The following is a 25,499-nucleotide window of genomic DNA, read 5'->3' as shown; positions in this document are numbered from 1 at the left end:
GGGGATCAGCGTGTGCCGCCCGCCGCGGCCGCACCGCGAGCCTCGTTCTCCGCCTCCGCCTGCAGCCGTTGCAGCATCCGTCCTCGCTCGACAGGCGTCATCCGCGAGATGGCGATCTCGGCGCAGGCGACCCCGTCTGTCCACGGCATCCTGACGACAGGACGGGTCCCGGGAGCCGAAGGCTGCTCGCCGGAGAGGTGTTCAGGACGGGGAGCGGGCACTTCGGTCCCCGTCTCCGGGCTATCACGGCGTGATAGCCCGGGAGCATCCGCCTCGGAGCTATCACGGCGTGATAGCTCCGGATCCTCCGAATTATCACGGCGTGATAGCCCGGACTCCTCGGAGCTATCACGCCGTGATAGCCCTGCCACTCCCCCGGCTTCCGGCTGCCGGTCATCACGGCGTGATAGCTCCGTCGCCCGCCGGACGCTCTCCCGGCGCTCCTCGGCCGCCGCCTCTCGGGCGTCAGCCATCTCCTTCTGCTCCTCCGCGTCGTACTTCGACAGGTTCCGCACATGCTCGACCTTGCGGCGGCCCGAGAGGAGGTCGGCCTGGAGCTCGGGGGCGAGGTCGAGGACGGACAGCTTCGAGGAGATGGTCGACTGGGCGAGGCCGAGGCGCTTTGCCGCACGGCTCTGGGAGCCGTAGAACTCGACGAGCTTGCGCAGCGCCTGCGCCTGCTCCAGGGGGTTCATGTCGTCGCGATGGACATTGGCGACGAAGGCTGCTTCCAGCAGCGCCTCGTCTGTCGACACGAGCGCGTTGTCGACACTGACCCGCACCGTCTCCGCGCCCGCGAGTTTTGCGGCGGCGAGACGGCGGTGACCGTCGACCACGATGTAGCGGGTGCCCGGCTCCAGATCGTCCGCCCGCTCCGGACGCTCCCTCAGATACGCCTCGGCGGTCGCCACCGTGATGGCGTTGACGAGGCCGATCGCCCGGATGCTGTCGGCCAGGCCGTCGAGATCGCGCAGTCCTTCACGGGGGTTGTCGGGGTTCTGACTGATCCGGGCGACGGGCAGCTCGTTCGGCTCCGGCACGCCCACGGTCGGAGCCGCGGCCACCGCGCCGATCGCGGCCCGGCGGGCGGAGACCGCCTGCGCGTGGCCGAATGACGCCCCCGCTCCGAGATCCTTTGCTTTGCTCACTTGCTGATCTCCCGGGCAAGGGCACGCAGCCCGATGGACTGGTCGCAGCGCGGGGCGTACGACAGCAGCGGACGCTTCACTCGGACCGCTTCTTTCTGCTCCTTCAAGTCGCCGATGACACCGACGACCCGGGGGTCCTTGATGTCCATCCAGGACTGGAGGGAAGAGGTCGCGATGTAACCGCGGCGGGCGTCGTAGTGGTTGACGACGATCCCCAAGTAGTCGAGTTCCAGAGCAAGGTCGGTGCGCATGTCCTCTATCTGCGACGTCAGCAGGTCGTAGGCGTCCGCGCTGCTGTCCTCTGCCTGGACGACGATGAGCGTGCCCGAATTGCCAGGCACTTCCGCGGTGCGGCGGCGACCGTAGTAGGCGGCCGCATCCATGCTGAGACCCAGGCTGGGGGGGCAGTCGATGAGGATGACGTCGTAGTCGGCTTCCACGGGGGTCAGCGCCCGCTCGAGAGCGGCCTCCCGTGCCCGTACCGAAGCCAGTCGCACATCGAGCAGGAAGGCGTCCGTGCACGCGGGCAGCAGGTGGAGTCTGTCACCGAAGCGCTCCTGGTCGATCGCGACGACCAGATCACGCAGCTCACCCTTGGCATCACCGGCCATGTGGTTGGTGAGGGAGTCTCCGCCGATCGGCAGCGGCTGGTGGCCGAGCTGCTTGGTGAGGTGGCCCTGCGGGTCGAAGTCGACGAGCAGTACACGCTGGCCAAGGCCCGGGAGGTCTTCAAGAGCGAGCGGATCGTCACCGCCCTCGCCGTCGCCGAGGAGCGCCGCGAAGTGCTTCGAGACGCGGACGGGCATGAGGACGGCGGGGTCCTCTGCCAGCGCCTCGCCGGCTCCGGCAGTAATGGCTGTCTTGCCGACGCCGCCCTTCTGGTTGCAGACGACGATCCGGCGCACGATCGCGGGCCGCTTCACGGCCGGCGCCGGATGGTGGTCCAGCCACACCTGCACGGACTGGGCGAGTCCCTGGATCAGAGAGACCCCGCGGTCTCTGCAGTCACTGCGGAACCCGGCCCATTGAACGGCAGGCAGAAAGGTGGCGAAGGACTCGGCACCGGCGGTGTCGATGGGGGAGAGGTTCGAACCGAGGCTGCGCCAGGCGGTGATGCCGGTCTCGACAGCTTCCTGGATGTCGACGCCGAGCTGCGCCGCCCGGACCTTGAGCTCTTGACGGAGCCGGAGGGGAAGCTTCGAGACGACCTTCTCCCGGTCGCCTCGTGTTGCTGGTGAGGTCATGAGAAGTCACTGTACTAACGCGAGGCGCGATCTGATGCACCAACACGTTAGCTTTCTGATCCTGATTTCGGGCAATATCGCCGAAACCGGGAACGACCACGGCTATCACGGCGTGATAGCCGCTGCTGACCTATCACGCCGTGATAGGTCAGCAGCCGTGAAGACTCAAGTCATCGAGACGTACAGCACTCCCCTGATGCCGTACACACCTGCCACCACGCCGCCTTGAGAAGGCGAGGGGAACCTTGCTGCGCGTCCTGCCAAACCGTCAGGACCGAGCCTGCGGCCGGGGCGAGCGCCATCCAGGGCACGGTGTTCGGGAAAGAGCGAGGCGAACGCGGAGTTCATCGCCGGCAGAGGGCCCGACCGGGCGCGGACGTACGCCATGTGCGCGACCGAATCGTCTTCCTCTCGCAGGGCACCCTCGGCAGGGGCCATCGAGCGACCGACAGTCGGCAGTGGGGGAGCCGTGGATCTATCACGGCGTGATAAGCGCCTTACTCCAGCTGCGTGGGTGCACCGGCCGTACGTACGCGCACCATAGGCAGACCAAGTAGACGGCGGGATACCGAAACGGCGGACGGACCATCTGCCTCCGGAGGCCGTCGTGTTGTACGGGCAGATCACCCAGTACGAGCCGGTGGCACCGCAGAACGAATCGATGCCCGCCTGGCTGCCGGAAGCGCGGGCTGGTCGCCGTCGAGCCGGACTTGCCGGACATCCCGGTGGCACTGGACCCGCAGGAGGCGGCTCGGCGCCACCCGGCACCAACGCGACGCCGACCTGCGGGAGATGGGCGACGCGAGAGGCCCGGATGGCTGCCATACCGGAGGACGCCGACAAGCTGAGCCGACACTTCGAGCGGGGGCCAGGTTGCGGACGGGGGCACGGCTCGGAGATCCTGACCGATCCTGGGCTGGTCAACCCCCGGATCGAGCACGCCGTCGGCCAAGCGCAGAACGAGCTGCTCATCGCCCAGCCGGGAATCCCGCGAAGCCCCTGTCTGCCGACCATCGCCCGGGACCACACGCGGGTGACGACTTCCAAGGGGGCCCAGTTCGGGACTCTGGTAGGTCCGTTCCAGCGGGCGTACGGTGTTGATCTCGGACCACATCGCCACGGGGTTCGGCCTAGCACGGGATCCGGGCCTCTCGGACATGGCGCAAGGCGCCGGACGACCCGGCCGCAGCGGGAGTTCCTCCGGGACACGGCCGCAGGGATCGAGCAGCGCATCACGGCCCAGCGGCTCGGCATCGGACCGCGCACGCTCTCCAAGGGGAGCAGCAAGTGCCGGGAACTGGGGACAGATGTCGGACCTGGCGAGGTTGACGTTCCGCTGGGCGCTCTCAGCGGAACGGCTGATCGCCGACGAGTCGTCGGCGATCAGGGGAGTCGCGGACCTATCACGCCGTGATAGGTCCGTACATCCGCCGGCACGGACGGCTGCCATCCGTGTGCATGCCGGAAACGGCAGTGCAGAACCCTCCGAGTCCTGCCGGGGCCCTGCCGCATCGGCCTTCTCCCCTTGCCGGTACGAGGCCGGCCAGGCGGGAGGGTTCGCCTCGGCCAGCGATCGAAGCGACTGAAGCGACTCTGGGGCAAAGTCACGGGCCGCTCGTGCCACAGGCGCGAAAGAAAGCCCAGGGCATGAGCCAGGTTTAGTCGCTCCGGTCGCTTCAGTCGCTCGGCTTCAGTCGCTACCTCTGAGGCGCTTCCGGACGGTTCAGTCGCTAGGTAACGCGCCTCAAGACCCGTTTTTAGGGGTGTTACAAGGCTCAGCGACTGAAGCCGAGCGACCGTGAAGGGCTCGGTAGCTGTTCAGTCGCTGGGTTAAAACCGCAGGTCAGAGTATGTTTGATCACATAATCAGCGACTGAAGCGACTCAAGCTCGGGTCTTCCTCCGTCAGAAGTACCAAAACCTCGTATGCGCGCGTGAGCTCATAGATAGGGACCTTCAGTCGCTTCAGTCGCTGAACGATCACTCACACCCCATCTGACCTGGGGTTTTGTCTCAGCGACTGAACAGCTACCGAACTGACTACGGTCGCTGGCCCTTCAGTCGCTGGTTTTCCCCTCCACGACACGGGCTCCTTTTCCCCCTCCCTTGTGCTTCCTCTCCTCCCCGGCTTCGCTAACCTATGTCCGTCCTTGAGTCGCTTCGGTCGCTGATTAGGGGAAGTACATGACTGCTGAGCTGCGGTTTCCGCGCAGCGACTCAGAGCAGTCGGCTATAGCGCTGCCGGTCGCCACGTCGTCGGCAGTTGCCCGTTGGTGCGTTTCCCGAGGCTGGCCCGTCCATCCGCTGGCACCTGGCCGCAAGACTCCGGTCGCCAACTGTGGGGCCTGCTCCGAGCCGGGCCATCGCCGTGAGACCTGTGCCTGCCTCTCCTCCGGTCGCTGGTGCCACGGCTTCCACGCGGCTTCCCACGACCTCTCCTTCATCTCCGAGTGGTGGGGCTCGCACCCCCGGCATGGCGTCGGAGTCGCTTGTGGTCCTGCCAGACTGGTGATTATCGATATCGACGACCATCCGCAGCCGCTGCCACCCCGAGACCACCTGCTGCCCGGCATCCCGATCCCGGAGCAGGTGTCGCTCGCCGGGCTCTCCAACGGCTTCCACACGCTGGGTGTTTTGGCCGCGCTGCGCGGCCAGGTCAGCCCGGCCGACGACGACGCCACCCTGAGGGTGCGTACGCCCTCGGGCGGTCTGCACGTCTGGTACAGGGTGGACGACGGCCGCCAGTGGCAGTGCTCCGTGGGGTCGGGCGGGGGCCGCAGCCTCTGCTGGCAGGTCGACGTTCGTGCCCACGGGGGCTACATCGTCGCTCCCGGGACCGTCACCTCCGCCGGAACCTATACCCCCGTGGGGGAGTGCAGGGAGCCAGCCCGGCTGCCTTCCTGGCTGGCCCAGGAGCTGGAGCGCACCGGTCATCTGCGTCCCCTCAAGGCGAGTGTGCCCCGCCCTGGGCCCTCGCGTGCCCGGCGGGCGGTGCTCGCCGCGGGAGGCGGACGGGACCAGGCCACCAGAGTCCTCGCCACGGCCCTGGCCGAGGTCGCCGACTGCGCGTCGGTTCCGGAGGGCGCGGGTTTCACGGACAAGCTCAACCGCGCGGCGTACACGCTGGGTGGCCTCGTCGCGGCCGGTTACCTCGCAGAGGAGTCCGCCGAGCACGCGCTGCTGGACGCCGCCGCGTACGCCAGACCCGGTCAGGAGCGCCGCTCCGCTCCCATCGTCCGCAGTGGGCTGGTCGCCGGCTTCCGTCGCCCCCTCCAGCTCGGGAGCCGCTCGTGACCTCGCCCGGCAACGACAACATGTTGTTCGACTTCGACCCGCAGACCGTCGCGGCCCAGATCCTGGCCCATGCCCAGGTCGGCGACCTCGGCACCGGGGCGGTGCCCGCCCAGGGCATCAAGGGGCACGCTCCCGCGGTCGCGGATGCCACCGCCGCCGGGCTGCTTCCCGACACGCTCACCGACCGCGGCAACGCCAAGCTGTTCGTCAGGCTGTACGCGGACGACTACCGGCACGTCCCGGGTCTGGGGTGGTACCGGTGGAACAAGACCCGCTGGCAGCTCGACGAGGACGACACCATCATGTGGGTCGCCGGAGACCTGGCCGAGAACATCGCGCACACCGACCCCCGCGGCCTCTACACCACCCAGGCGCTCCAGCAGCACCGCCGCCGCGCGCTGTCCACCTCGGGGATGAACGCGATGCTGGCCCAGGCCCGTACGGCCCCGGGCATGGTCCTCAACGCCGCGCTGCTCGACGCCGACCCCTATGCCCTGTGCACCCCCGACGGCATCGTGGACCTGCGCACCGGGCTGATCCGTACCCCCGACCCCCAGAAGGACTTCCACTCCCGCTCGACCTCGACCGGGCCGCTGCAGATGCCCACTCCCCGGTGGAACCGTTTCCTCACCGACACCTTCGGTGAGGACGAGGAGAACGCCGAGATGATCGGCTTCCTGCACCTGCTGCTCGGCTACTCGATCACCGGTGACGTGGGCGGACAGGTCATGCCCTTCCTGTTCGGCTCGGGAAAGAACGGCAAGTCCGTGCTGCTGGACGTGGTGATGAAGCTGCTCGGCGACTACGCCGACGCGGGCCCTCCCGGCTTCCTCATGGCGCGCCCCTTCGAGGGACATCCCACCGACCTCGCGGAGCTGCACGGCCGCCGCGTCATCGTCTGCTCCGAGGTCAAGCCGGGCGACAGGTTCGACGAGGCCCGGGTGAAGCTGCTCACCGGCGGCGACCGCATCAAGGCCCGCCGGATGCGCCAGGACTTCTTCAGCTTTCAGCCGACCCACAAGCTCTGGCTGCTCGGCAACCACCGTCCCGAGGTCGGCACGGGCGGCTTCGCGTTCTGGCGCCGTATGCGGCTGATCCCCTTCGAGCGGGTCGTCTCCGACGAGCGAAAGATCGACAACCTGGCGGACGTCCTGGTCACCGAGGAAGGCCCGGGGATCCTCAACTGGCTGATCGACGGCGCCCGTCGCTACCTGGGCGGGGAGAAGGACCTGACGGGACCGGAGAGGGTGCGGATCGCCACCACGGCCTACGCGGAGACAGAAGACCACACGGGTCGCTTCTTCGAGGAAGCGTGTGCGCTCGCCCCCGATCTCAGGGCGGAACAGACGAGCCTCTACGCCGCCTACCGGGCTTGGTGTCAGAATGAGGGCGCACCCGTCATCACCTCCCGAGCATTCGCCGCGTGCGCACGCGAACTGGTGGGGCTCGCCTCACCCAAGGAGATGATCTTGTCCAATTCGCGGAAGTACTATCCGGGAATCGGACTGCTCACTGACGAGGAGAGGGCATGAGTTCGCTGATTACCGATGACGAGATCAGCCACGAGACGGAGATCGTGTGGCTGGAGGACGTCAGCGCTCTCGACTATGTCCGCCAGAGCCTGGACCGGCTGGCCACCCGCCGCAGCAAGCCGGCCTACCACCGGGACGGCCGGATGGTCGGCTACGCCCTGCTCGGTCCTTCGGCCAAGCCGTCTCCGTCGTCCGGCACTTGGCGCCGCCGGGTGTTCTGGGTGCTGCCGCACGACCGCGACAGCGAGCCCACCGGTCTGTACGCGACCGGTGCCCCCGCCGAGGCGGTCGACCCGCGCACGCTGGCCCCGGGCAGCAAGGGCCGCAAGACGGAGCGCTCCGAGGGCGGCCCGCCGTCGAGCGCCATGCGGGAGCTCGGCATAACGCTGCCCCGCTGAGACCCGCTATCACGCCGTGATAATTCCGGAGCTATCACGCCGTGATGATTCGGACCGTCACTGCCAGAGGGCACCGGTCGGCTGACGGGTAGTGGCGTTGATGCGGTTGAACAGATTGGTCAACGCGGTCATCAGGACGAGCGAGGCCAGCTGTGTCTCGTCGTGGTGGCGCGCTGCCTCGTCCCAGACGGCGTCCGGTACCGGATCGGGGCGGTCGTGGAGACGGGTCGACGCCTCGGCCAGGGCGAGGGCGGCGCGCTCGGCGGGGGTGAAGCAGGACGCCTCTCGCCAGGCTGCCACCGCGTGCAGCCGCTCATCGGTCTCTCCTTCCCGTTTGGCGCTCCGTACGCCCGCGTCGACACAGTAGGAACACCCGTTGATCTGGCTGGCGCGCAGATGGACCAGCTCCAGGGTGGCCGACGGCACGCCCCCCGACCGGGCGGCCGCCGCCAGGTCGAGCAGGGCCTTGAGGGCATCCGGAAGGACTACGGCGGGGTTGCGCATCCGGGCTGTGCTCGGTGTCGCTGTCATCTGCTCCTCCAGTCAGTGGGTCCTTTGGACCAACGACCGGGAGGGCAGGCGTGAAACGCCCCTTGTGCGGCTCTCTGTGCCCGAAATCCTGCTCTCAGACCCCGCCCGGGTACTGGGTGGGGATTCCCGGACGTTCCAGTGCGGTGCAGTAGCTCAACCCGTCGACCGGAATGTCGGTGACGAACCTGGCCAGCAGGTCGATGAACTCCTCGGTCCGCTCCCAGTGCACCAACTGGTCGGCGTGCTTGACCGTGGTGAACACGGCGTCCGGCAGCGCCGTCGCGACGGCGCGCCCGGCCGCGGGCGGCGCCAGTCGGTCGTACTCCCCGGTGAAGACCAGCGCCGGAACCTGAGGCAGCGGCTCGGGCCGGTACCACTCGTGGTTCATCAACCGGTGGTGGTGGTCCACCACCGTCATCCGCAGCCGCGCGGGAGTCAGCTCGGCGAAGTGCCGGTGCAGGCGCCTGGCGGCGGCCGCGTGCCGTTTGATCACGCCGGTGCCGGGCGTCGTCGTGTACCAGGCCGCGAGTTCCCTGCTCGTCTCCTCGTAGCGCTGATCGGTGAGCAGGGTCAGCCAGCGGGCGGCCGCCTCCTCGTAGGCGGCCGGCACGGCAAGTGCAGTGCCGGCGAGGACCAGGTGCTCCACCGCGGCCGGATAGTGCTGGACGAACCGCAGGGCGATCGCACCGCCGAAGCAGTTCCCGAACAGATTGACCCGGCGGAATCCGAGCTCCGTCACGGCGTGCCGTACGGCTGCGGCCAGGAAGTCGAGCCCGTACCTGGGCGGTAGCGGGTCGGCTTCGCCGTACCCGGGAAGATCGAGGGTGACCACGTCGCACAGGGGGGCGAGCCCCATTTGGGGGCGGACCCAGGAGAATCGGTCCTGCGCGGGGCCGCCGAGAACGACGAGCGGTGCGGCGGCATTCGGCCCCTGCTGTGCCACCTCGGCCGTGAAGCCGAACCCGCCGAAGGACAGGGGGAGTCGGGTCATGGTGGGGGAGGGGGCGACACTGCTCATGGACATGGGAGCCTCCCGGTACGCGCAGGGACCGCACATTTACCACCGGAACGGGGCACATGCTCCGTACCGTCACTCATCCGTGAGCGCGCCTCGCTCCGATTCGCACAGCGGGCTCCTCACGATCGGCCCGCATCGCGGGGCGGCCCCGATCGTTGACGCTCCATGAGACCCCTGCCATGGTGAGCCTGTTGTCGGCCGGGGCGGAGGGAAGAGCCCATCCATGAGCCAGCACGGCGAGGCGGTCGTATGACCCGTGCGGGATGCCAGCAGACGATGCCGCGCGGAAAGGCGCCCGGGCGCCTGGACTTCGCCCGGCCTGCCTTCTTCTGGACGGGCACGGCGCTGTGCGTCGCCGGTGTACTCGGTCACCTTCCGATGTACGCGCGGCTCACCGGGCCTCCCGGACAGCACCACGGCATGGGCGGGATGGGCTGGGACCTCCCCATGGTGCTCGGCATGGTGCTGATCCTGGTCGGCCTGGCGGCGTGCACCCGCGGGCTCGTCGGCCCGCGACGCGTACCCGAGGCCGATGAGCCGGCCGATCTGCGCGTGGTCTTCGACGAGGACACCCCGCTCAGCCGCGCGCACTGGCTGCTCACGTCCGTCATGACGATCGCCGTGGCCATCGACGTCATGAAGCCGCTGACCCTGAGCTTCGTCGCCCCCGGCATGGCCCGGGAGTACGGGCTGAGCTCGCCGCTCGATCCGCACGGCGGGCCGCCCGTCGCCCTGCTGCCGCTGTTCGGGATCGGCGGGACCGTGGTCGGCTCCTTCCTGTGGGGCAGGTTCGGCGACCGCCTCGGCCGCCGCCCGGCGATCCTGCTGGCCTCGGTGGTCTTCATCGCCACCTCCGTCTGCGGGGCCATGCCGCGGTTCTCGCTCAACCTGGCGATGTGCTTCGTGATGGGGATGAGCGCCGGCGGCATGCTGCCGCTCACCTTCACCCTGCTCACGGAGACCGTTCCGGCCCGCCGGCGGGGCTGGCTCGTGGTGCTCACCGGCTCCGGCATCGCCGGTGGATACGCGTTGACGAGCTGGATGTCGACCTTGCTCATGCCGCACTTCGGCTGGCGGGTGATGTGGCTGCTCGGCCTGCCCACCGGTGTCCTGCTGCTGCTGCTCAACCGCTGGGTGCCCGAATCCCCCCGTTTCCTCGCCGCCCAGGGCCGTGAGTTCGAGGCCCGGGCCGTCCTGGCGCGGTACGGTGCCCGGCTGCTCCCCGCCCCCCGGGCGTCCACCGCCCCGCCCCGGCCGCAGGCCGCGGGCTACCTGCGGCTGCTGGGCCCCGCGCACATCCGGGTGAGTCTGCCCCTGGTGCTGCTCGCCCTCGGGATCGGTCTGGTGACCTACGGTTTTCAGCTGTGGATCCCCTCCGACCTGCGCCGCCTGGGCTTCACCGACGTCACCGCCGACACGATCCTGCGGGACTCGGCCCTGCTGGGACTGCCGTTCAACCTCGCGGTCGCCTGGCTGTACGGACACTGGAGCAGCAAAGGCACCCTCGTCCTCCTGGGCGCGGTCACGACCGTCGCGATGACGGGCCTGGCCGTGGCGGGCGACGGCGTCGCCACCCGGCCCGCTCTGCTGCACGTGCTGCTCGCCGCCCCCATCTGCGCCGCGAGCTCGGCCATCGCCGTCATCGCGGCCTACACGGCCGAGGTGTACCCGACGGCGGTGCGCTCGCACGCCTCCGGCCTGACGGCCGCCGTCACCAAGATCGGCGGACTGCTCATGATCTCGGCCGTCGCGGCCGCCCTCACCCCGCCGTCGGTGCGCGCCACCGCGCTGCTCGGCGCGCTGCCGCTCGCCCTCGCCACCGTGGCGATCCTCCTCGCGGGAGTGGAGACCCGTGCACGCTCCTTGGAGGAGCTCTCGCTCCAGGCCCTGGAACAGGGCGCGTCCACATCCGGATGACTCGACCGCGCAGGAGATTCGTTCGATGACGAGCCCCCGCACCGCCGCCGCACGCTGGATCCACCCCTCGCCCGGCACTCTGGCCATGGGAGTGGAGGAGGAACTGCTGCTGGTCGACGCGTTGACGCTGGAAGCCGCCCCCGGCGCACCGGGAGTGCTGGAGAGCTGCCGGACGCAGGCGCCCGGCCAGGTCTCGGCCGAGATCACCACCTTGCAGGTGGAGGTGAAGAGCAACCCCCAGGTGCGTACGGAGGAACTGCGCGGCGAACTGCTCTCGCTGCGTCGGCTCGCCGCGCGCTGCGCGGAACAGGACGGCCTCAAAGTCGTGGCCTCGGGGCTGCCCGTCCTCGGCGATGTGGTCCCTCCGCCCATCACCGAAGGTGCCCGTTATGCCATGGGGACGAAAAACTACCGGGCCCTGCACGACGAGCAGTCGATGTGTGCGTGCCATGTACACATCGACTGCCCCGACTTGGATCAGGCCCTGCAGGTCAGCAACCGGCTGCGCCCCTGGCTTCCGGTGCTGCTCGCGATGACGGCGAACTCGCCGTACTTCGCCGGCCGCGACACCGGATACGCCAGCTGGCGCACGCTCGCCTGGGGACGCTGGCCGGTTGCCGGTCCGCCCCCGTACTTCCACTCCCCGGCCCATTACGAGGAAGTCCTCGCGGTGCTCGGGGAGTCGGGTGCTCTGGTGGATCCCGCGACGGTCTTCTGGGACGTGCGCCCCGCACCCCGGCTGCCCACCCTGGAGGTGCGGGTGGCGGACATGACCGGCACGGTGGGGGAGTCGGTGGTCCTGGCCGCGCTGGTGCGCGCTCTGGTCGCGGTGGCGCTGCGGGACGCGGCGCGGGGCGGGAGCGCACCGGCTCCCTCGGCCGAGGTCATGCGGGCCGCCTACTGGCGTGCCGCCCGTGACGGCCTGGACGGCACGGGTCTCGACGTCGTCTCGGGGAAGGCACGGCCCGCGCGCGCTCTGGTCGAGGCCATGGTGGCGTATGCCTGGCCAGCCCTGGAGCAGTACGGTGACGCGCCCCTGGTCGCGGCCGGTCTGCGGCGCCTGTTCGCCGTGGGGTGCGGCGCCGCACGCCAGCGCGCGGCGGCGCAAGGGCCTGGCGCCCTCGCCAGTACCGTGCGCCACCAGGTTGAGCAGACGCTTGTCGACTGGACCGTCCCTCTGCTGCCGGCCGCCCGCGGCTGAGGCGACGTTCAGAGTTCCACGAGGACCTGGTCCAGAGGCTTGCGCGCGAGGTCGGGCACCGTCGCGTCGGGGGAGGGGTGCCCGACGGGGATCACCAGGTAAGGACGCTCGTGGGGCGGGCGTTGGCACACGGTGTTCAAGAAGCGCATGGGGCTGGGAGTGTGCGTCAGGGTGGCGAGGCCCGCCTCGTGCAGGCAGGCGAGCAGCAGGCCGACCGCGATGCCGACCGACTCCTTCGCGTAGTACGGGCGGGGCGTGTCCGGGCCCTGGTGGACCTCGAAGACGACGATCACCACCGGAGCCGTCTCCAGGAAGGGCTTGCGCCAGTCGGTGCCGAGGGGGGCCAGGGCGCCGAGCCACTCCTGGGAGGCGCGCCGTTGATAGAACTCCCGTTCCGTGGCCTCGGCCGCGGCGCGCAGGTCCCGTTTGCGCTGGGGGTCCCTGACGACGACGAACCGCCAGGGCTGCAGATTGGCTCCGCTCGGTGCGCTGGCGGCCGCCCGGACTGCGGCCTCGATCACCTCGTCGGGGACGGGCCGGTCGGCGAAGTCGCGGATCGACCGGCGCAGCACCATCGACGCCGCGAAACGGGCGGCCCGTTCCACCGACTCGGCGTCACCGCAGCCGTAGCGTGGTGCGGGAGCGGTGAGAAGTTTGGCTGGAACTGTCACCTTTCAAGCAAACACAATCCGCCTGCTTCCGTGGTTCCGGCACGCCGGTCATCGGCCGGCGGGCGGTGGGCTGAACCGGTAGGGCGCGTGGAGGGCCGCATTCGCGTTGCTGCCCGCCTCGATCGCCTCGATCTCGTCGACCATCAGCCAGCCGTGAGTGCCGAGCGAGACGGTGAGGTACCGGGCGGGCGTGCTGGTCTGCACGGGAAAGCCGATCGTGCCCGCCAGATCGGGATCCGTGCCGCCGGTGACTGCGGCCTGCGGGGGATCGGCCCGCAGGGGCTGCACCGCGCAGGGCAGCGGCCCGGTGCCCGCGGGGCCCGGCAGCGGGCAGTCGGAGAGCAGGGCGGAGGGCCGTCTCGGCCAGTTCACCCCGGCGGAGCCCCCTCCGTGGGTGCGCACCGTCACCTGGGTCAGCGAGCGGGGGCGGCCGAGGTCGAGGGCGATGTTCGTGGTGGAGACCCAGCCGGACCAGCCGACGGCGTGCTCCCCCTGCCAGCCGGCGGGCGCCCACTGCCCGTCCGTGAGCTTGCCCGCCGTCCAGTCGCCGGACACGGCGTGCGGGACGTCCGGGTAGGCGGCGGGGGCGCGCGGCTCCGCGGGCGCGTCCGGCGGCCAGGTCCACGTGGTGTCGGGGGTCATTCGGTCGACCGGGGGGACCTGGGGGCTGAAGGTCACCCTCAACCGCCGCACCTGCTGGGCTTCGGCCAGCGGCACGGTCAGGGCGGGGGCGACGGCGTCGATCGTCTCGGGCGGGCGGGAGACGGCCCAGCCGGCGGGCTCCCATCCTTTCGGGGTGTGGGCCTCCACCCGTACCGTTCCTGTCCAGTTCGCGGCGTTCTCGCCCAGGTCCACCCGGAGGCTGCGCAGATCGTTCCGGGCGGGGAACGCGGTCTCGGCGCTGGTGCCCGACCACGTCCAGTAGGGGTGGACGTCGTCGTCGACGATCTGGCGGCCGAGGACGTAGTCGGCGATGTCCGTGAACGCGGAGGCGTTTCCTCCCCACAGGTTCGGGTCGGTGCCGAGGAACCAGGCGGTTGCCGCCTTCTGGTAGCCGAGGCGGTTTCCCTCGGCCAGGTACTGGCGCAGCACCCGTCTGCTGGTGCCGTCCGTGCCGGCTCGCCGCACCTCCATCTCCATGCCCAGTCCCAAGTGCTGGGCGCGGTGCGCGGTGGAGCGCAGTCGTGAGGCGCTGACCTGTCCGCCGTCCTGGGGGGAGGTGAAGGCGTACGACGGCTGGAGGAAGGTGGCGTCGAAACCGTAGATGCCCGCGTTCTCCGCGCCCGGGGCGTCCGCGTACGGGATCCACAGCGCCTTCAGTCCCTGGTCGTGGACGGTGGCCGTGGCTGCCTGAAGCCACTGGGGATCGCTTCCCAGGGCGTCCTCCCGCATGAAGTACAGGCCCCACAACTGCAGATGGCGGTACTTGCCCGCGGCGAAGCGCTCCTTGATGAGGCGGGTGTACCAGGACACCGCCCGTGTCCGGTCCGCTTCCTTGGCGAAGTCGGCGGGGGCGCCGTCCACCGTGCCGAAGGCGTGCTGCTCGGGGGAGGGCCAGGGCAGGGCGAGGATGACCTTGCGCGGTGTGGCCGGGGGCCCCATGGGCTTGTCGTCGTCGGCGAGCGTGGCGGCCGTCTCGACCAGGGCGTCGTCGAGGCGGCCGATCTGGCCCCGGCCGTTGCCCGGGACGCCCAGCCAGGAGTCGACCTGGGACTGCCAGTCGGCGGCGTTGGTGGCGCCGTAGTCGGTCTTCTGCCCCGATGGAGAGGTGAACCGGAGCTTCACGAAGGCGTCGAACAGCCAGCCGTTCCGCACCGGACGCCCGCCCCGGTGCTGGGCGACCAGGTTCTCCATCGGCTCGGGTGCTTTGCCCCTGTTCCCGCTGGCGGTGCTGTCCCGCTCGTCGTAGAGCAGCGCCGCGTGGTGGAAGCCTGCCTGTTCCGGCGTGAGGAAGCCGGGCCCCGGTACGGGACCCGCCGCCGCGTGCGGGGCCAGTACCAGCACCGCGAGAAGAGCCGAGAGCAGAAGCCTCATCCATCGGAACGAAATAGAGGAAATCTCTCTAAGCGGCAACATTTGCCAGAATCGGGATCGATCGGACATGTCGGCACGGTCACACGGTACGGCGCGGCCCGCCACCGGAATTGCCGGTGATTGGCCCGGGGGAGTGGGGCCGGGGGCTGAATGGAGGCATGGAAAAACCGGTGGGGAGCCGCCTGGTTTGGCGACTCCCCACCGGTGAAGTACGACTCAGAGGATGTTGTTCCGCGCCGGGGCGTTCTGCGACTGGTCGATCGGCGCCGTGTTGCAGGCCGCGTAGTGCGAGTTCGGCGCGACGACGCCGCCCGCGACCGCACCGTTGGACCACGGGGCGATGCAGCGCCCGTCGACGAGCGAGCCGTTGGAGATCAGAACGCCCTGCTGGGGGGACTGGATGATGTTCGGGGACTGGGAGAAGCCGTCGCCCCCGTTGACGGTCGCGCAGTCGTCGGCCACAGCGGTACCGGCGGCGGCGAGCATGAGGCCGGCCGCGAGGGCGGTGGCAGCGGAGATCTTACGCATGGTTGCGCCTTTCGGGTGTGAGTGAGGATTCCTGCGACTGCTCTGAAGGGGTAGAGCAGGGATTGGTCAGAGGATGCCGTTGTCGGCCGCGGCGTTCTGCGACTGGTCGATCGCCGCCGTGTTGCAGGCCGCGTAGTGCGAGTTCGGCGCGACGACGCCGCCCAGGACCGAACCGTTGGACCACGGGGCGATGCAGCGCCCGTCGACGAGCGTGCCGTTGACGATGATGAGGCCCTGCTGGGGAGCCTGGATGACGTTCGGGGACTGCGAGAAGCCGCTGCCCCCGGTGACGGTTGCGCTGTTGTCAGCGGTGGCAATGCCGGCGCTGCCGACGACGGCGCTCAGGGCGATTGCAGTCATAACCGCGAACTTCTTGGACAACTCAGTTCCCTTTCTCAATTCACGGGGTGCACGCTTGCACCCAGGAAACAGGAATCGGCTCGGATGGGTCACGGCCAGAAGGGAATTCTTCATCAGGTTCCTTCGGATGGGCGACTCCGGCATGCCACCTGGCCCACCCCGCTTGCCGCTTCAGGCAGGCGAAAAACGCCTGAAAATCCAATGGGGTGGAGGGGAAATAACCTGCCTCATCGGGAAGGAGCAGCTTGCGAAGCACTGCGGACCCCTGCCCGGGAACGGGGTCGACAGGGAAGGCGGAACCGGCGTGGCCGCAAGCCCCGCGACATGCGAAAAGGCGCATTCCGGCACCCGCGTTGTATGCAGGGCGAAGTGCGCCTGAATGTCGGTCTTGCCGACAGCGTGCCGCAGACCTGGAGCGGCTGCCCGGTACGGACCGGATCCCGCTGCGTCCGGAGCGGCTGGGTCCGGACCCAGCGGGATCCACGCCGTCCTGTGCCGCGATGTGCAGGGTCATGAATGCGGCACAGGACCGTGGGCCCTCACCGGTCACGGAAAGCCTTCGCCGGGAAGCCCGGCGCGTACGAGCCCGTCGTCACCCGAGCACGCTCGCCAGTCCGCCGGCAGCACTCGCCCCGTTCAACGGGTGCACCTGGAAGTCGCCCTGCCCCACCGGGTTCTCAATCGGGATGGAGGGCTCCATGCCTCCGTTCCGGGTGCGCTCGGTGGAGTCCAGGCCGTCCAGATAGACCCCAGAGACCCCGCCCGACTGCTCCTTGTCGAAGGCGCTGCCCTTGGTGAGCCCCCCGCCCTGGGCGGCCTGCATCACGGTGTCGGCGGCGGGGAGGACCGCCGGGGCGACCTCGGGCGAGGAGAGGAGGCTGAGCGGGTCGGTGGGGCTCATCGCCGACGCCGCGACGGCGGAGCCGCCCACAAGCCCCATTCCGATGGCCAGTGCCGCGGTGCTGAAAACTGCCTTCTTCATGGCTCACCTCAAGTGAAATCAACTTCGGATCCGAGCAGAGCGAGACCTTAGCAGTGCGAAGTCTCGGAAATGCCAGCCCATTGCTCCATACGTATGAAAGTCGGCAAGGGTGACGGCGGTAGTACCGCAGGAGTTTTTCAAGATGGAAAAAACATGAACCCACCTTTTAGAATTAGTTCGAATCATCGTACTGTACGTCGGGTGGTGGGGGGATTTCGGGGGTGTGTGTCTGCTTCTGGAGTGAACCACGCCCTGCCTGCGCACCAAACGCATGAATGGAAAGAGGGGATGTGATTCCTATGAAGCGAGGGCGCGTTTTTTCGGGATGCGCCGAAGACGAAGAGGAACCGATGAACCGTCTCGCAAGCAGGTTTGCCGTCGTTGCCCTGGCCTCCAGCGCTGTGCTGGGCCTCGGGCTCGGCCCCGCCTTCGCGGCCCAAGGGCCGTGCCCCGACCGTACGGACAAGAAGCCGCTTCCGTGCTACTGCAAGCCGCCTCACGGTATGGACGACTCGGCGACCACCCCGGCGGGCGTACCGGTGGACATCGCGGTGCTGGCCAACGACACCGACGCGCTCAAGCCCACACTGGTGAGTGTGTCGCAGCCGGGTCACGGCACCGCGGTGATCAACGCGGACGGGACGGTCACGTACACCCCGGCCCCCGGCTACAGCGGCCCCGACACCTTCACCTACACCGCCAAGGACCTGCTCGGCCGCACCTACACGGACACCGTGAACATCACGGTCACCCCCGTCGGCGCCGACGACTCCGCGACCACCGCGGCGGGTGTGCCGGTGGGTGTCCCGGTGCTGGCCAATGACGCGGGGGTGTCCTCGCCGTCGCTGGTGAGTGTGTCGCAGCCGGGTCACGGCACCGCGGTGATCAACGCGGACGGGACGGTCACGTACACCCCGGCCCCCGGCTACAGCGGCCCCGACACCTTCACCTACACCGCCAAGGATGCGAGCGGGCAGCCGTACACGCAGACGGTGAAGATCACGGTCACTCCGGTCGGAGCCGACGACTCCGCGGTCACCCGGGTCGACGTGCCGGTGACGATCTGGGTGCTGGCCAATGACGCGGGGGTGTCCTCGCCGTCGCTGGTGAGTGTGTCGCAGCCGGGTCACGGCACGGCAGTGGTCAACGGCGACGGGACGGTCACGTACACCCCGGCCCCCGGCTACGACGGGCCGGACATGTTCACCTACACCGGTAAGGATGCGAGCGGGCAGCCGTACAGCCAGATCGTCTACATCACCGTCAACTGCTGACGGTTCATCAGAGCGAAGTGTGGGTCCGTGAGCACCACTTGCGGACCCACGCATTTGACGGTGGTCCAGGACGAACGTTGTTCCTGGAGCAAGCCGCTGCGGAGCTTGCGCTCTCCGCAGCGCCTGCCTCACCCCCGTCCCGTGGGGCGGGCCTTTCCCCAAAAAGGCCCGCCCCACGGGCGGCGGTCGACCGGGAGCGGATCCTGTCGGCGTCCTATGTCCCCAGTTCCGCTCCCGGCCGGGCTTGTGGCGTCCGGGGCCTCAGCAGCCCGGCGCCTCGTCCCGCCGCACCTTGCGGCGGATCGCCGAGAACGCCGTTCCGCCGACCACGGCCATGGCCGTGGCCAGGCCGACGGCGAGCGGCGTGACGCTGTCGGCATCGGAGTCCAGCCGCCGCTTGCGTTCGACGGAGTTGCTCCTGGCGCCCTCGACGAGCCCGGTCTCCGCAGGCCCCAGGACCCGGAGAGCCGAGCCCTGCCGCAGAGGCGCGCCGGCGGCCGATTCGGCACGGGCGAAGCCATGCGCGCTCATTCGGTCAGTCCCCCCCTGCTGCGCCGCGACGGCAGGGTCGGCCCCGGCCCCTGCCAGAAAGCCGGCACAGGCCAGTGCCGCACCGACGGCGACACCACGTGCCGTGGAGATTCCCAGGGGTTCGCGACGTGTGTTCCGGAGGGGGGGCATGAAGGACTTTTCCCTAGAGGACGAGAGCGCAACGCAAGGCAGTTTGGGAAAAAAAATCACTCTTGTCTTGTTGGCGCGCCGACGTTCTGGCCGCAGTGCATTGCAAGACCACTCACCTACTGGATTCGTCGGATTATCCACTGATGGCCAGAGGGCAACTTACGCTTGTGCGGGCCCGGGCCGGACCACTCCGAGTACCGGCATCCGGTGCAGCGCGGTGAGGCGTACGACCGTTCCGGGCCGCGGCGCGTGGATCACCATGCCCTGGCCGACGTACATCCCGACATGCGTCGCATCCGGGAAGTAGATGACCAGGTCCCCCGGGCGCAGTCGGCCGCCGACCCGGGGCAGGCCCGCCCACTGCATCTGACTGGTACGGGGGATGGTCACCCCGGAGGCCGACCACGCCCGGGAGGTGAGCCCCGAGCAGTCGTAGGACGAGGGTCCCGTCGCTCCCCAGACATAGGGGCTCCCCAGCTGCGACAGGGCGAAGCGCACGGCTTCGATCTCGGTGCGCCCCGGTGTCTCGTCGGCTCCCGCCAGCACCCCCGAGAACGGGCTCCAGGCCCCGTCGCCGAAACCGGTGGCGAACTGGCCGAGCAGTGCCGTCAGGCGAGCGCGGTCCTGTTCCTGGCGGCTCGCCTCCACGTCGCGCTCATGTTCCGCGGCGCGCTGCCCGCGCAGAGCCGTCGCGGCGACGCGGGCCCGCCGGGCGGCCTCCCGCTTGGCAATCTTGAACTTCACGTCCAGTACGTGTCCCATGTGCCGCTGCACAGTCCACCCGTCCAGGAGCACCTGGGGCGAAGGAGCGAGCAGGAGCTGTCCCAGTGCGCCGTATCCGCCGCCCCGGTATTGTTCCCGCGCGGCGCTGCCCAGGTCGTCGCCCATGATGTCCCGCTGCACCCGGAACCAGTCGGCCTGCCGCCTGGCCCGGCTCGCTGTGGCACGCAGCTGCCGCACCTTGCGTTCGAGTGCGGCGGAGCGCGCTCCGGCTTCGCTGATCCTCAGTATCGTGTCCGTCCACGAGCGCAACGACTCGCTGCTCGGCGCGAGCCCGTGTGCGGCCACCGGGGAGGGCCTGCCGTCGTCACCGGTGGGGCCGGTGGCGGGGACGAAACCATTCTGTAGCGGGGCCGGCCAGGGCAGGGGGTCCGCCGAGGCCGAGGAGACGGGTCCGGAAGCCGCCAGCAGGAGAACAGCCGCACCGGCCGCCAGCCCGCGAAGTTTCGGCGGGCGGCGTCGTGCGTTTCGAGTGCGTTGCATGCATGAGGAATAAGACACTCCGGCAGCCGCATGTCCATCGGACACACCGCCGGGCCCCTGGATGGCCGGGCGATCCCACCCGGCCTCGCAGGCACGCGCCATCGGTCGAGCGCGGATGGCGTAAGCCCCGATCACGTTGCCGTCCCGGGTGGGAGGGGCACCCTCGGCGGTGATCCGCGCATGCCCCGCGTTTCCTGATAGGCGATGGATCGTTGGCCATCCGAGTGACCCGTTGGCCCGCGCGGGCTATTCCGCGCCCCGGACCGGCGGGACGTAGCGAATGTGACAAGGAGCTTCATCATGCCCGCCCTGGCCTTAACCGCCCCCGTACTCCTCGCGGCGGGAGCCGTGTTCGGATATGCCCCCGCCGTGTCCGCCACGCCGCACGCGCCGACACCATATGAGTTCGTGGCCCACGGCGGAGTCATCAAGATCTGTACGCGGGGCACCCTCTTCGACGGCATGATCAACCTGGGGTGCCGGGCCCCGCACGTGCTCGGTGCGACCACCAGCTGGCGTGACCTGCGCCAGGAAGAGGACGCCGTGGCCCCGATGCTGTGCAAGCCGTCCGTGGTGAACACAAGTGTCGAGCGCACGGAGGTCGCCGCGCTCGGCGCGGGCGCCGCCTTCCAGTGCACGCCGGTGCCGGCCGCATGGTACCGGTGAGACGGTTTCGCACACGAGCGGCACGGCCGTGCGACTGAGTGAACTGAGTCGCCGGACCGGCGTTTCCGCGGCGATGGTCAAGTTCTACTTGAGGTCGAGGCTTTTGACCCCGGGCGTGCTCCGCAACTCAACCCAGGCCGATTACGGGCCGGAGCACGAGCACCAGTTGAGGCTGATCCGGGCGCTGACCGGTCCTGGGCAACTCTCCGTGGAACGGGCCCGCCACGTCATGGAGGCACTGAGGGAGCCGTATGCGAGCCCGCGTGCGGCGACGGTGGTCGGTCACGGCCCGGGGCCGGACCTCGCCGCCGCGGCGCAGGAACGGGACCGGGAGTGGGAACGCGCCGCACGGGCGGCGCAGGAACTGCTGACGCGACGCGGATGGCCTCCCGCCGACGCTGCGGCGCGGGCTCTGACCGGGGTTGTCGCCGTGGCGAACGGGCTGGATCACGACGGTCTGGCCGAGTGTTTGGACGCCTACGCCGACGCGGCGCAAGGGATCGTACGGGCCGAAGCGGGCTACGCGGCCGGGGCCGACGGCGCGCACGCCGCCGCTGAGCGTGCGGTGGTCTCCGCTGTGCTGGGCGGCGCGATCCTCGCGGTGCTGTGTGCCGTTGCCCGCGAAGCGGAGTTCACGGACGGTGGGGACGGCGCATCATGACGCTGCGCCGGTCCAGAGGGAGCGGACCGGCGCAGCGGCGAGGGTGTTTCTCAGTGGGGCTTCGGAAGCGCGGGCAGTTCGACCGGCCCGGCGCCGGGCTGCGTGCCGGTGGGCAGCTTTCCGGTGGGGGGCTGGCCGGTCGGCAGCTTGGGCAGGCCGGGAACGGCGGAGGGCGGCAGACCACCACTGAGCACAGCCGCGAGGACGAAGCCGACAAGGTCGGTCACCGTCTTCTGGACCGCCGGGAGGACCGTGGCCGCGTCGCCACTGGTGACCGCCTCGAGCAGTGCGTCCAGGTCCTTCTGCAGCTTGCCGAGAGCGTCGTCCTTCACGTCACGTGCCCGCTTCGTGGAGACGCCCTGGGCCGGATGGGCCACCTGCGGGCCGCTGTGGCCGACAGCGGGGGGCGTCGGTAGATCGACCGGAGGCACCGAGGGCACGGTGGGAACCGACGGTACCGAAGGCACCGAGGGCACGGTGGGTACCGAAGGAACTGAAGGCGCTGACGGAACTGACGGAACGTCCGGCTTGGGAGGCTCGGTCGGTGTCGTCGGCTTGGTCGGTTCAGTCGGTGTCGTCGGCGGCTCCGGAGGCTTGGGGGGCTCGGTCGGTGTCGTCGGCGGCTCCGGAGGCTTGGGGGGCTCGGTCGGTGTCGTCGGCGGCTCCGGAGCGGTGCTCTTGGCCTTGGCGATCGCGGCGGCCGCCTTCTCCTTCAGATCCTTGATCTCCTCCGGGGACGGGGAAGGCGTCTTCAGGACCGCGTTGAGGAGATCGGTCACGGGCGTCAGTACGCCGCCGATGTCACCAAGAGCCTTGAGCTGCTTCATAACTGCGTCAAGGTCAGGAGCGGGGTCCGAAGAAGACGCGCGGACGAAAGCCGACTGCGGCTCATGGTGGACGGCGGCGAACGCGCCGCTCCCCGTACCCAGCACAATCGATGCAGCGAGGACGGCGGTCAGGACTCGTGATGTACGGCGGACACGCATAAGGAAGGTCTCCTTCCGAGAGAGGTTGGATCCTGTTCACCGTGCATGTGCCGTGTAGTGGCTGCAATCGCTGGCTGTCCATCCGGGGGAGTTGCCCACCGGAGCCCCTCGCCCAACGGATCGTCATGACACGAGCTGGGGTGGACCTATCACGGCGTGATAGGTCCACCCCAGCTCGTGTCCCGGTTCCGCTCTCAGGCGTGCATGGCATCGATCGTGAACGGCTCGATGGTCGCCACGGTCATCGCGGGCAGATCGGCGAAGGCCAGTTCCACTTTCCGCCGCGAGGCCAGGGTGTGGTGCTGGAACCGCCAGCTGGACAGATGGTCGTTCTCCAGCACCAGCGGCCCTGTGGTGACGAGCGTGGCCGACTGTTCCCCGAGGCCCAAGGGGAGGCCGACCCGCTCCAGCAGGTCCGCGTGCACCCGCTCGACCTGCATTTCGAGCTGGGAGCAGACCAGCCGCAGCGCATAGCGCGGCGACGCGTCGTCCAGGCGGCGGATGGTGCTGGGCGGCAGCGATCGCGGGTGCTCGGGTTCCTGCACGATGCTGATCTCGCCGAACTCCGTGCTCCGGCCCCGCATCCGGTGGTCGAGGACCCGCAGCCGCCGCGTCCGGCCGAGGCCGTCGGTGGGATCGGCTTCGACCCGCAGCGCGATGGCGCAGTCGACGTCGACCGACCCTGATCCGACGAGGGTGCGCAGGACCACTCCACGCGCTGTGCTGACGCACCGAATGGTCTCGCCCGGAAGCGGCAGCTCGGAAGGCTCCGCGTAAGCCGAGCCGGAGGCCGTCCACCAGCCGCCGACCATGACGGCGGCCGCGCCGACGAGAAAGCCCCGGCGGTCCGCGCCTGCTTGATCGCTTGAGGTCATGCGGCGCAACGTAACTGATCGGCCAGGGGTGGCGTCGGCAGCGTGCCGGGTGAGCGGACCTTTGTCCCCCGGCCGGGTGAGCGGGTGGATGGGCCGGGTGGGACGTGGGGCCGCCGTCGCTGCTCGTTCGGGCACCGGTCAACCCGGCGAAAGGTGAAGCCTATGCAGTGAACTTCCGCGGATTCCCTTGGGAGATGGCGTCGGTCTGTGCCATCGTGCGAGGGACTCTGTCGTGCTGCCGTCGGGCGACCGATGACCTGCGAGGACGCGGATCCCGTCACGAGGAAGGGGCCCACGCTCGGCGTAACCGCCCCCGACTGTGCGAGTACGGGCCCTCTTGCCGAGGCCGGTGACACTTCCTATGGTCCCGGCCATGACTATCCCCACCGAGCCGATCGGCAGCATCCCTCGCCCGCGCGCTCTGCAGGAGGCCCTCGCCGAACACGCCGAAGGGCGGTTGTCCCACGCGGAGTTGGCGAAGCTTCAGGAGCAGGCGACGGTCGACACGCTGGCCCGGCTGGAGCAGCTCGGCTGCGCCGTCCTGGTCGACGGCGAGCAGGCCAAGCCGAGCTTCGCCACCTACCCGATCGCGGGACTCGCCACCCTCGCCCCGGACGGCGCCGTCATCCCCTTCGCCGACGGCCACGTTCGCCAGTTGCCCCGGCTGGCCGAAGGACCGTTCCGCTACCAAGTCCACGCGGACACCTATCTGCGGGACGCCCGGCGCCACACCGACCGGCCGGTCAAGCAGGCGGTGATTGCGCCCTCCGCCCTGAGCCTGCTGTATCCGAGTGAGCCGCTCGCCGGATACCCCCGCGAAGCGTTCCTGCGGGACCTCGCCAACGAGGCCGAGGCCGACATCCGCCGCTGCCTCGACGGGGGTGCCCACTGCGTGCAGCTGGACTTCACCGAAGGCCGGCTGTCGCTGAAGCTGGACCCCAGTGGTGCTCTGCTCGACGACTTCATCGCCCTCAACAACGAGGTCCTCGGCCGTTTCATCGGGGACGAGCGGAGACGTCTGGGAGTGCACACCTGCCCGGGCGGCGACCACGACTCGACCCACAGCCTGGACGTCGACTACACGGATCTGCTACCGAGGCTCTTCCGGCTGCAGGTCGGCAATTTCTACATCCAGCTGGCCAGCGAGCCCGACCCCGAGAGGGTGTTGCGACTCATCGCAGAACAGCTCCGTCCGGGCGTCCGCGTGTTCGTCGGTGTGACCGATCCCATCGGTACCACCTTGGAGACGCCGGAGGAGGTGCGCGACCGCGTCCTGCTCGCCGCGCGCTTCATCCCCGTCGATCAGCTGGGTACCTGTGACGACTGCGGTTTCTCGCCGTTCGCCGACGACACCTCCACCTCCCGCGATCTCGCCTTCGCCAAGATCGAGGCCCGAGTGCGGGGAACCGCCCTGGCCTCCCAGGCCCTCGGCCTGTGAAAGGAGCCCTGTATGCCGCACATCCCGCTCGACAGTGATCTGCCGGGCATCACGGGGCTGTTCGCCTACCGGCCCGAGACAGCCCGTCCGCTGATCGAACTCGCCGAAGTCCTGCTGCGCGGTCCCAGCTCGCTGACTCCGGGGGAGCGCGAGCTGATCGCCACCCGGGTCTCCCACCTCAACGGCTGCCGCTTCTGCACCGGCGCGCACGCGGCGTTCGCGGCCGCGCAACTGCCCCAGGGAATGGATCTGGTCGACCGCGTCCGGGCGGAGCCCGCCGAGGCCCCCGTCTCCGACAAGCTCAAGGCGCTGCTTGCGATCGCCGACGCCGTTCAGCGTGGGGGGCGGGAGGTAGGGGAAGAGGAGGTGGCGGCTGCCCGCGCCGCCGGCGCCAGTGATGCCGAGATCCATGACGCGGTACTGATCGCCGCGGCGTTCTGCATGTACAACCGGTACGTCGACGGACTGGGCACGCTCGTTCCCGAGGACCCCACTGCCTACACGGCCATGGCCGTGCGTATCGCCGCTGACGGATATGTCGGCCCGGTGCCCCCGCCGCGGGTGCGCAGCTGAGGGAGCCGATCGCATCAAGTCGGCGCAGGTGAGCTGAACGGCGGTTCGGGGGTGGGACGCTGCCCCTGCCACACGGCTGATGGGTACGGCGAATGTGCACGCCGTACCCATCTGGTCCGGAGGGTTTTCCTGTGGCCCGGTGTTTGTGGGTGCCGGGCCACAGGAGGGGGTCAGTCGGTGGTGGCGCGGCGGCGGATCACCACGGCACCGGCCCCGAGGGCCAGG

The 25,499-nt window shown here is 69.6% G+C and carries 23 protein-coding genes; 10 read left to right on the top strand and 13 right to left on the bottom strand.

The window, feature by feature from the left end; translation table 11 throughout:
• Nucleotides 1–5: 5 nt before the first annotated feature.
• Both IE252_RS39260 and IE252_RS39255 read right to left on the bottom strand, forming a co-directional pair.
• Nucleotides 6–1,148 carry a ParB/RepB/Spo0J family partition protein gene (locus tag IE252_RS39260; RefSeq protein ID WP_229849095.1) on the bottom strand — a complete coding sequence of 381 codons (1,143 nt, stop codon included), beginning with the start codon at nt 1,146–1,148 and terminating at the stop codon, nt 6–8.
• The gene (locus tag IE252_RS39255) at nt 1,145–2,392 is read right to left on the bottom strand and encodes a ParA family protein (RefSeq protein ID WP_190094289.1); all 1,248 of its coding nucleotides are present in this window, start codon (nt 2,390–2,392) and stop codon (nt 1,145–1,147) included. The genes IE252_RS39260 and IE252_RS39255 overlap by 4 nt, the downstream gene beginning before the upstream one ends.
• A gap of 2,183 nt (nt 2,393–4,575) precedes the next feature.
• Here IE252_RS39255 and IE252_RS39250 point away from each other — a divergent pair.
• From IE252_RS39250 to IE252_RS39240, 3 genes are read left to right on the top strand one after another with little or no spacing between them, the layout of a single operon-like run.
• On the top strand, nt 4,576–5,685 hold the full coding sequence (locus IE252_RS39250) for a bifunctional DNA primase/polymerase (RefSeq protein ID WP_190094288.1): 1,110 nt from the start codon (nt 4,576–4,578) through the stop codon (nt 5,683–5,685).
• Between the two features lie 20 nt (nt 5,686–5,705).
• Nucleotides 5,706–7,217, top strand: a complete 1,512-nt coding sequence (locus tag IE252_RS39245; protein WP_190094309.1) for a DNA primase family protein — start codon at nt 5,706–5,708, stop codon at nt 7,215–7,217.
• Nucleotides 7,214–7,615, top strand: coding sequence for a DUF6009 family protein (locus IE252_RS39240; protein WP_190094287.1), 402 nt, complete (start codon nt 7,214–7,216; stop codon nt 7,613–7,615). The genes IE252_RS39245 and IE252_RS39240 overlap by 4 nt, the downstream gene beginning before the upstream one ends.
• A gap of 57 nt (nt 7,616–7,672) precedes the next feature.
• On the opposite strand, the gene IE252_RS39235 is transcribed toward IE252_RS39240, so the two are convergent.
• Entirely contained in the window at nt 7,673–8,146 is a 474-nt protein-coding gene (locus IE252_RS39235; RefSeq protein ID WP_229849093.1) for a carboxymuconolactone decarboxylase family protein, read from the bottom strand.
• A gap of 94 nt (nt 8,147–8,240) precedes the next feature.
• Nucleotides 8,241–9,170 carry an alpha/beta fold hydrolase gene (locus IE252_RS39230; protein ID WP_190094286.1) on the bottom strand — a complete coding sequence of 310 codons (930 nt, stop codon included), beginning with the start codon at nt 9,168–9,170 and terminating at the stop codon, nt 8,241–8,243.
• Nucleotides 9,171–9,413: 243 nt separating this feature from the next.
• Here IE252_RS39230 and IE252_RS39225 point away from each other — a divergent pair, with 243 nt between their 5' ends.
• Together IE252_RS39225 and IE252_RS39220 are read left to right on the top strand one after the other, a co-directional pair.
• Complete coding sequence (locus IE252_RS39225) at nt 9,414–11,081, top strand: MFS transporter (protein ID WP_190094285.1); 1,668 nt, start codon at nt 9,414–9,416, stop codon at nt 11,079–11,081.
• A gap of 25 nt (nt 11,082–11,106) precedes the next feature.
• Nucleotides 11,107–12,282: a carboxylate-amine ligase gene (locus IE252_RS39220; RefSeq protein WP_229849092.1), complete on the top strand. Its 1,176-nt coding sequence runs from the start codon at nt 11,107–11,109 to the stop codon at nt 12,280–12,282.
• Between the two features lie 8 nt (nt 12,283–12,290).
• Here IE252_RS39220 and IE252_RS39215 read toward each other — a convergent pair whose 3' ends face one another.
• The 5 genes from IE252_RS39215 to IE252_RS39195 form a co-directional block, all read right to left on the bottom strand.
• Complete coding sequence (locus tag IE252_RS39215; protein WP_373298684.1) at nt 12,291–12,953, bottom strand: nitroreductase family protein; 663 nt, start codon at nt 12,951–12,953, stop codon at nt 12,291–12,293.
• A 48-nt stretch (nt 12,954–13,001) separates the two neighbouring features.
• Nucleotides 13,002–14,987 (bottom strand): DUF4855 domain-containing protein, encoded by a 1,986-nt coding sequence (locus IE252_RS39210; RefSeq protein ID WP_190094284.1) that lies wholly within the window; start codon nt 14,985–14,987, stop codon nt 13,002–13,004.
• 216 nt (nt 14,988–15,203) lie between these two features.
• Complete coding sequence (locus IE252_RS39205) at nt 15,204–15,515, bottom strand: hypothetical protein (RefSeq protein WP_190094283.1); 312 nt, start codon at nt 15,513–15,515, stop codon at nt 15,204–15,206.
• A gap of 66 nt (nt 15,516–15,581) precedes the next feature.
• Nucleotides 15,582–15,896 carry a hypothetical protein gene (locus IE252_RS39200; RefSeq protein WP_373298683.1) on the bottom strand — a complete coding sequence of 105 codons (315 nt, stop codon included), beginning with the start codon at nt 15,894–15,896 and terminating at the stop codon, nt 15,582–15,584.
• A 571-nt stretch (nt 15,897–16,467) separates the two neighbouring features.
• Entirely contained in the window at nt 16,468–16,857 is a 390-nt protein-coding gene (locus IE252_RS39195; protein ID WP_229849091.1) for a hypothetical protein, read from the bottom strand.
• A 350-nt stretch (nt 16,858–17,207) separates the two neighbouring features.
• On the opposite strand from IE252_RS39195, the gene IE252_RS39190 reads away from it, so the two are divergent.
• Nucleotides 17,208–18,131, top strand: coding sequence for a cadherin-like domain-containing protein (locus tag IE252_RS39190; RefSeq protein ID WP_190094281.1), 924 nt, complete (start codon nt 17,208–17,210; stop codon nt 18,129–18,131).
• A gap of 261 nt (nt 18,132–18,392) precedes the next feature.
• Here the strand turns inward: IE252_RS39190 and IE252_RS39185 are convergent, their stop codons facing one another.
• Nucleotides 18,393–18,662, bottom strand: coding sequence for a hypothetical protein (locus IE252_RS39185; protein ID WP_190094280.1), 270 nt, complete (start codon nt 18,660–18,662; stop codon nt 18,393–18,395).
• Between the two features lie 309 nt (nt 18,663–18,971).
• A complete protein-coding gene (locus tag IE252_RS39180; RefSeq protein WP_229849090.1) occupies nt 18,972–19,880 on the bottom strand; it encodes a C40 family peptidase in 909 nt (302 codons plus the stop codon).
• 495 nt (nt 19,881–20,375) lie between these two features.
• Between IE252_RS39180 and IE252_RS39175 the strand changes: the two genes are divergently transcribed.
• Nucleotides 20,376–20,741 (top strand): hypothetical protein, encoded by a 366-nt coding sequence (locus IE252_RS39175; RefSeq protein ID WP_190094279.1) that lies wholly within the window; start codon nt 20,376–20,378, stop codon nt 20,739–20,741.
• A 28-nt stretch (nt 20,742–20,769) separates the two neighbouring features.
• On the top strand, nt 20,770–21,402 hold the full coding sequence (locus tag IE252_RS39170) for a MerR family transcriptional regulator (protein ID WP_190094278.1): 633 nt from the start codon (nt 20,770–20,772) through the stop codon (nt 21,400–21,402).
• 50 nt (nt 21,403–21,452) lie between these two features.
• Here the strand turns inward: IE252_RS39170 and IE252_RS39165 are convergent, their stop codons facing one another.
• Both IE252_RS39165 and IE252_RS39160 read right to left on the bottom strand, forming a co-directional pair.
• Complete coding sequence (locus IE252_RS39165) at nt 21,453–22,229, bottom strand: hypothetical protein (protein ID WP_190094277.1); 777 nt, start codon at nt 22,227–22,229, stop codon at nt 21,453–21,455.
• Between the two features lie 353 nt (nt 22,230–22,582).
• On the bottom strand, nt 22,583–23,263 hold the full coding sequence (locus IE252_RS39160; protein WP_190094276.1) for a hypothetical protein: 681 nt from the start codon (nt 23,261–23,263) through the stop codon (nt 22,583–22,585).
• 373 nt (nt 23,264–23,636) lie between these two features.
• On the opposite strand from IE252_RS39160, the gene IE252_RS39155 reads away from it, so the two are divergent.
• Nucleotides 23,637–24,701, top strand: coding sequence for a cobalamin-independent methionine synthase II family protein (locus IE252_RS39155; protein ID WP_190094275.1), 1,065 nt, complete (start codon nt 23,637–23,639; stop codon nt 24,699–24,701).
• 12 nt (nt 24,702–24,713) lie between these two features.
• Nucleotides 24,714–25,274 (top strand): carboxymuconolactone decarboxylase family protein, encoded by a 561-nt coding sequence (locus IE252_RS39150; RefSeq protein ID WP_190094274.1) that lies wholly within the window; start codon nt 24,714–24,716, stop codon nt 25,272–25,274.
• The last annotated feature ends 225 nt before the right edge of the window (nt 25,275–25,499 follow it).

It is taken from the genome of Streptomyces melanogenes (genome assembly GCF_014649795.1).
GTDB lineage: Bacteria > Actinomycetota > Actinomycetes > Streptomycetales > Streptomycetaceae > Streptomyces > Streptomyces noboritoensis.
Note: the sequence above shows the minus strand (reverse complement) of the source record. Positions and strands in the feature narration are given on the sequence as shown.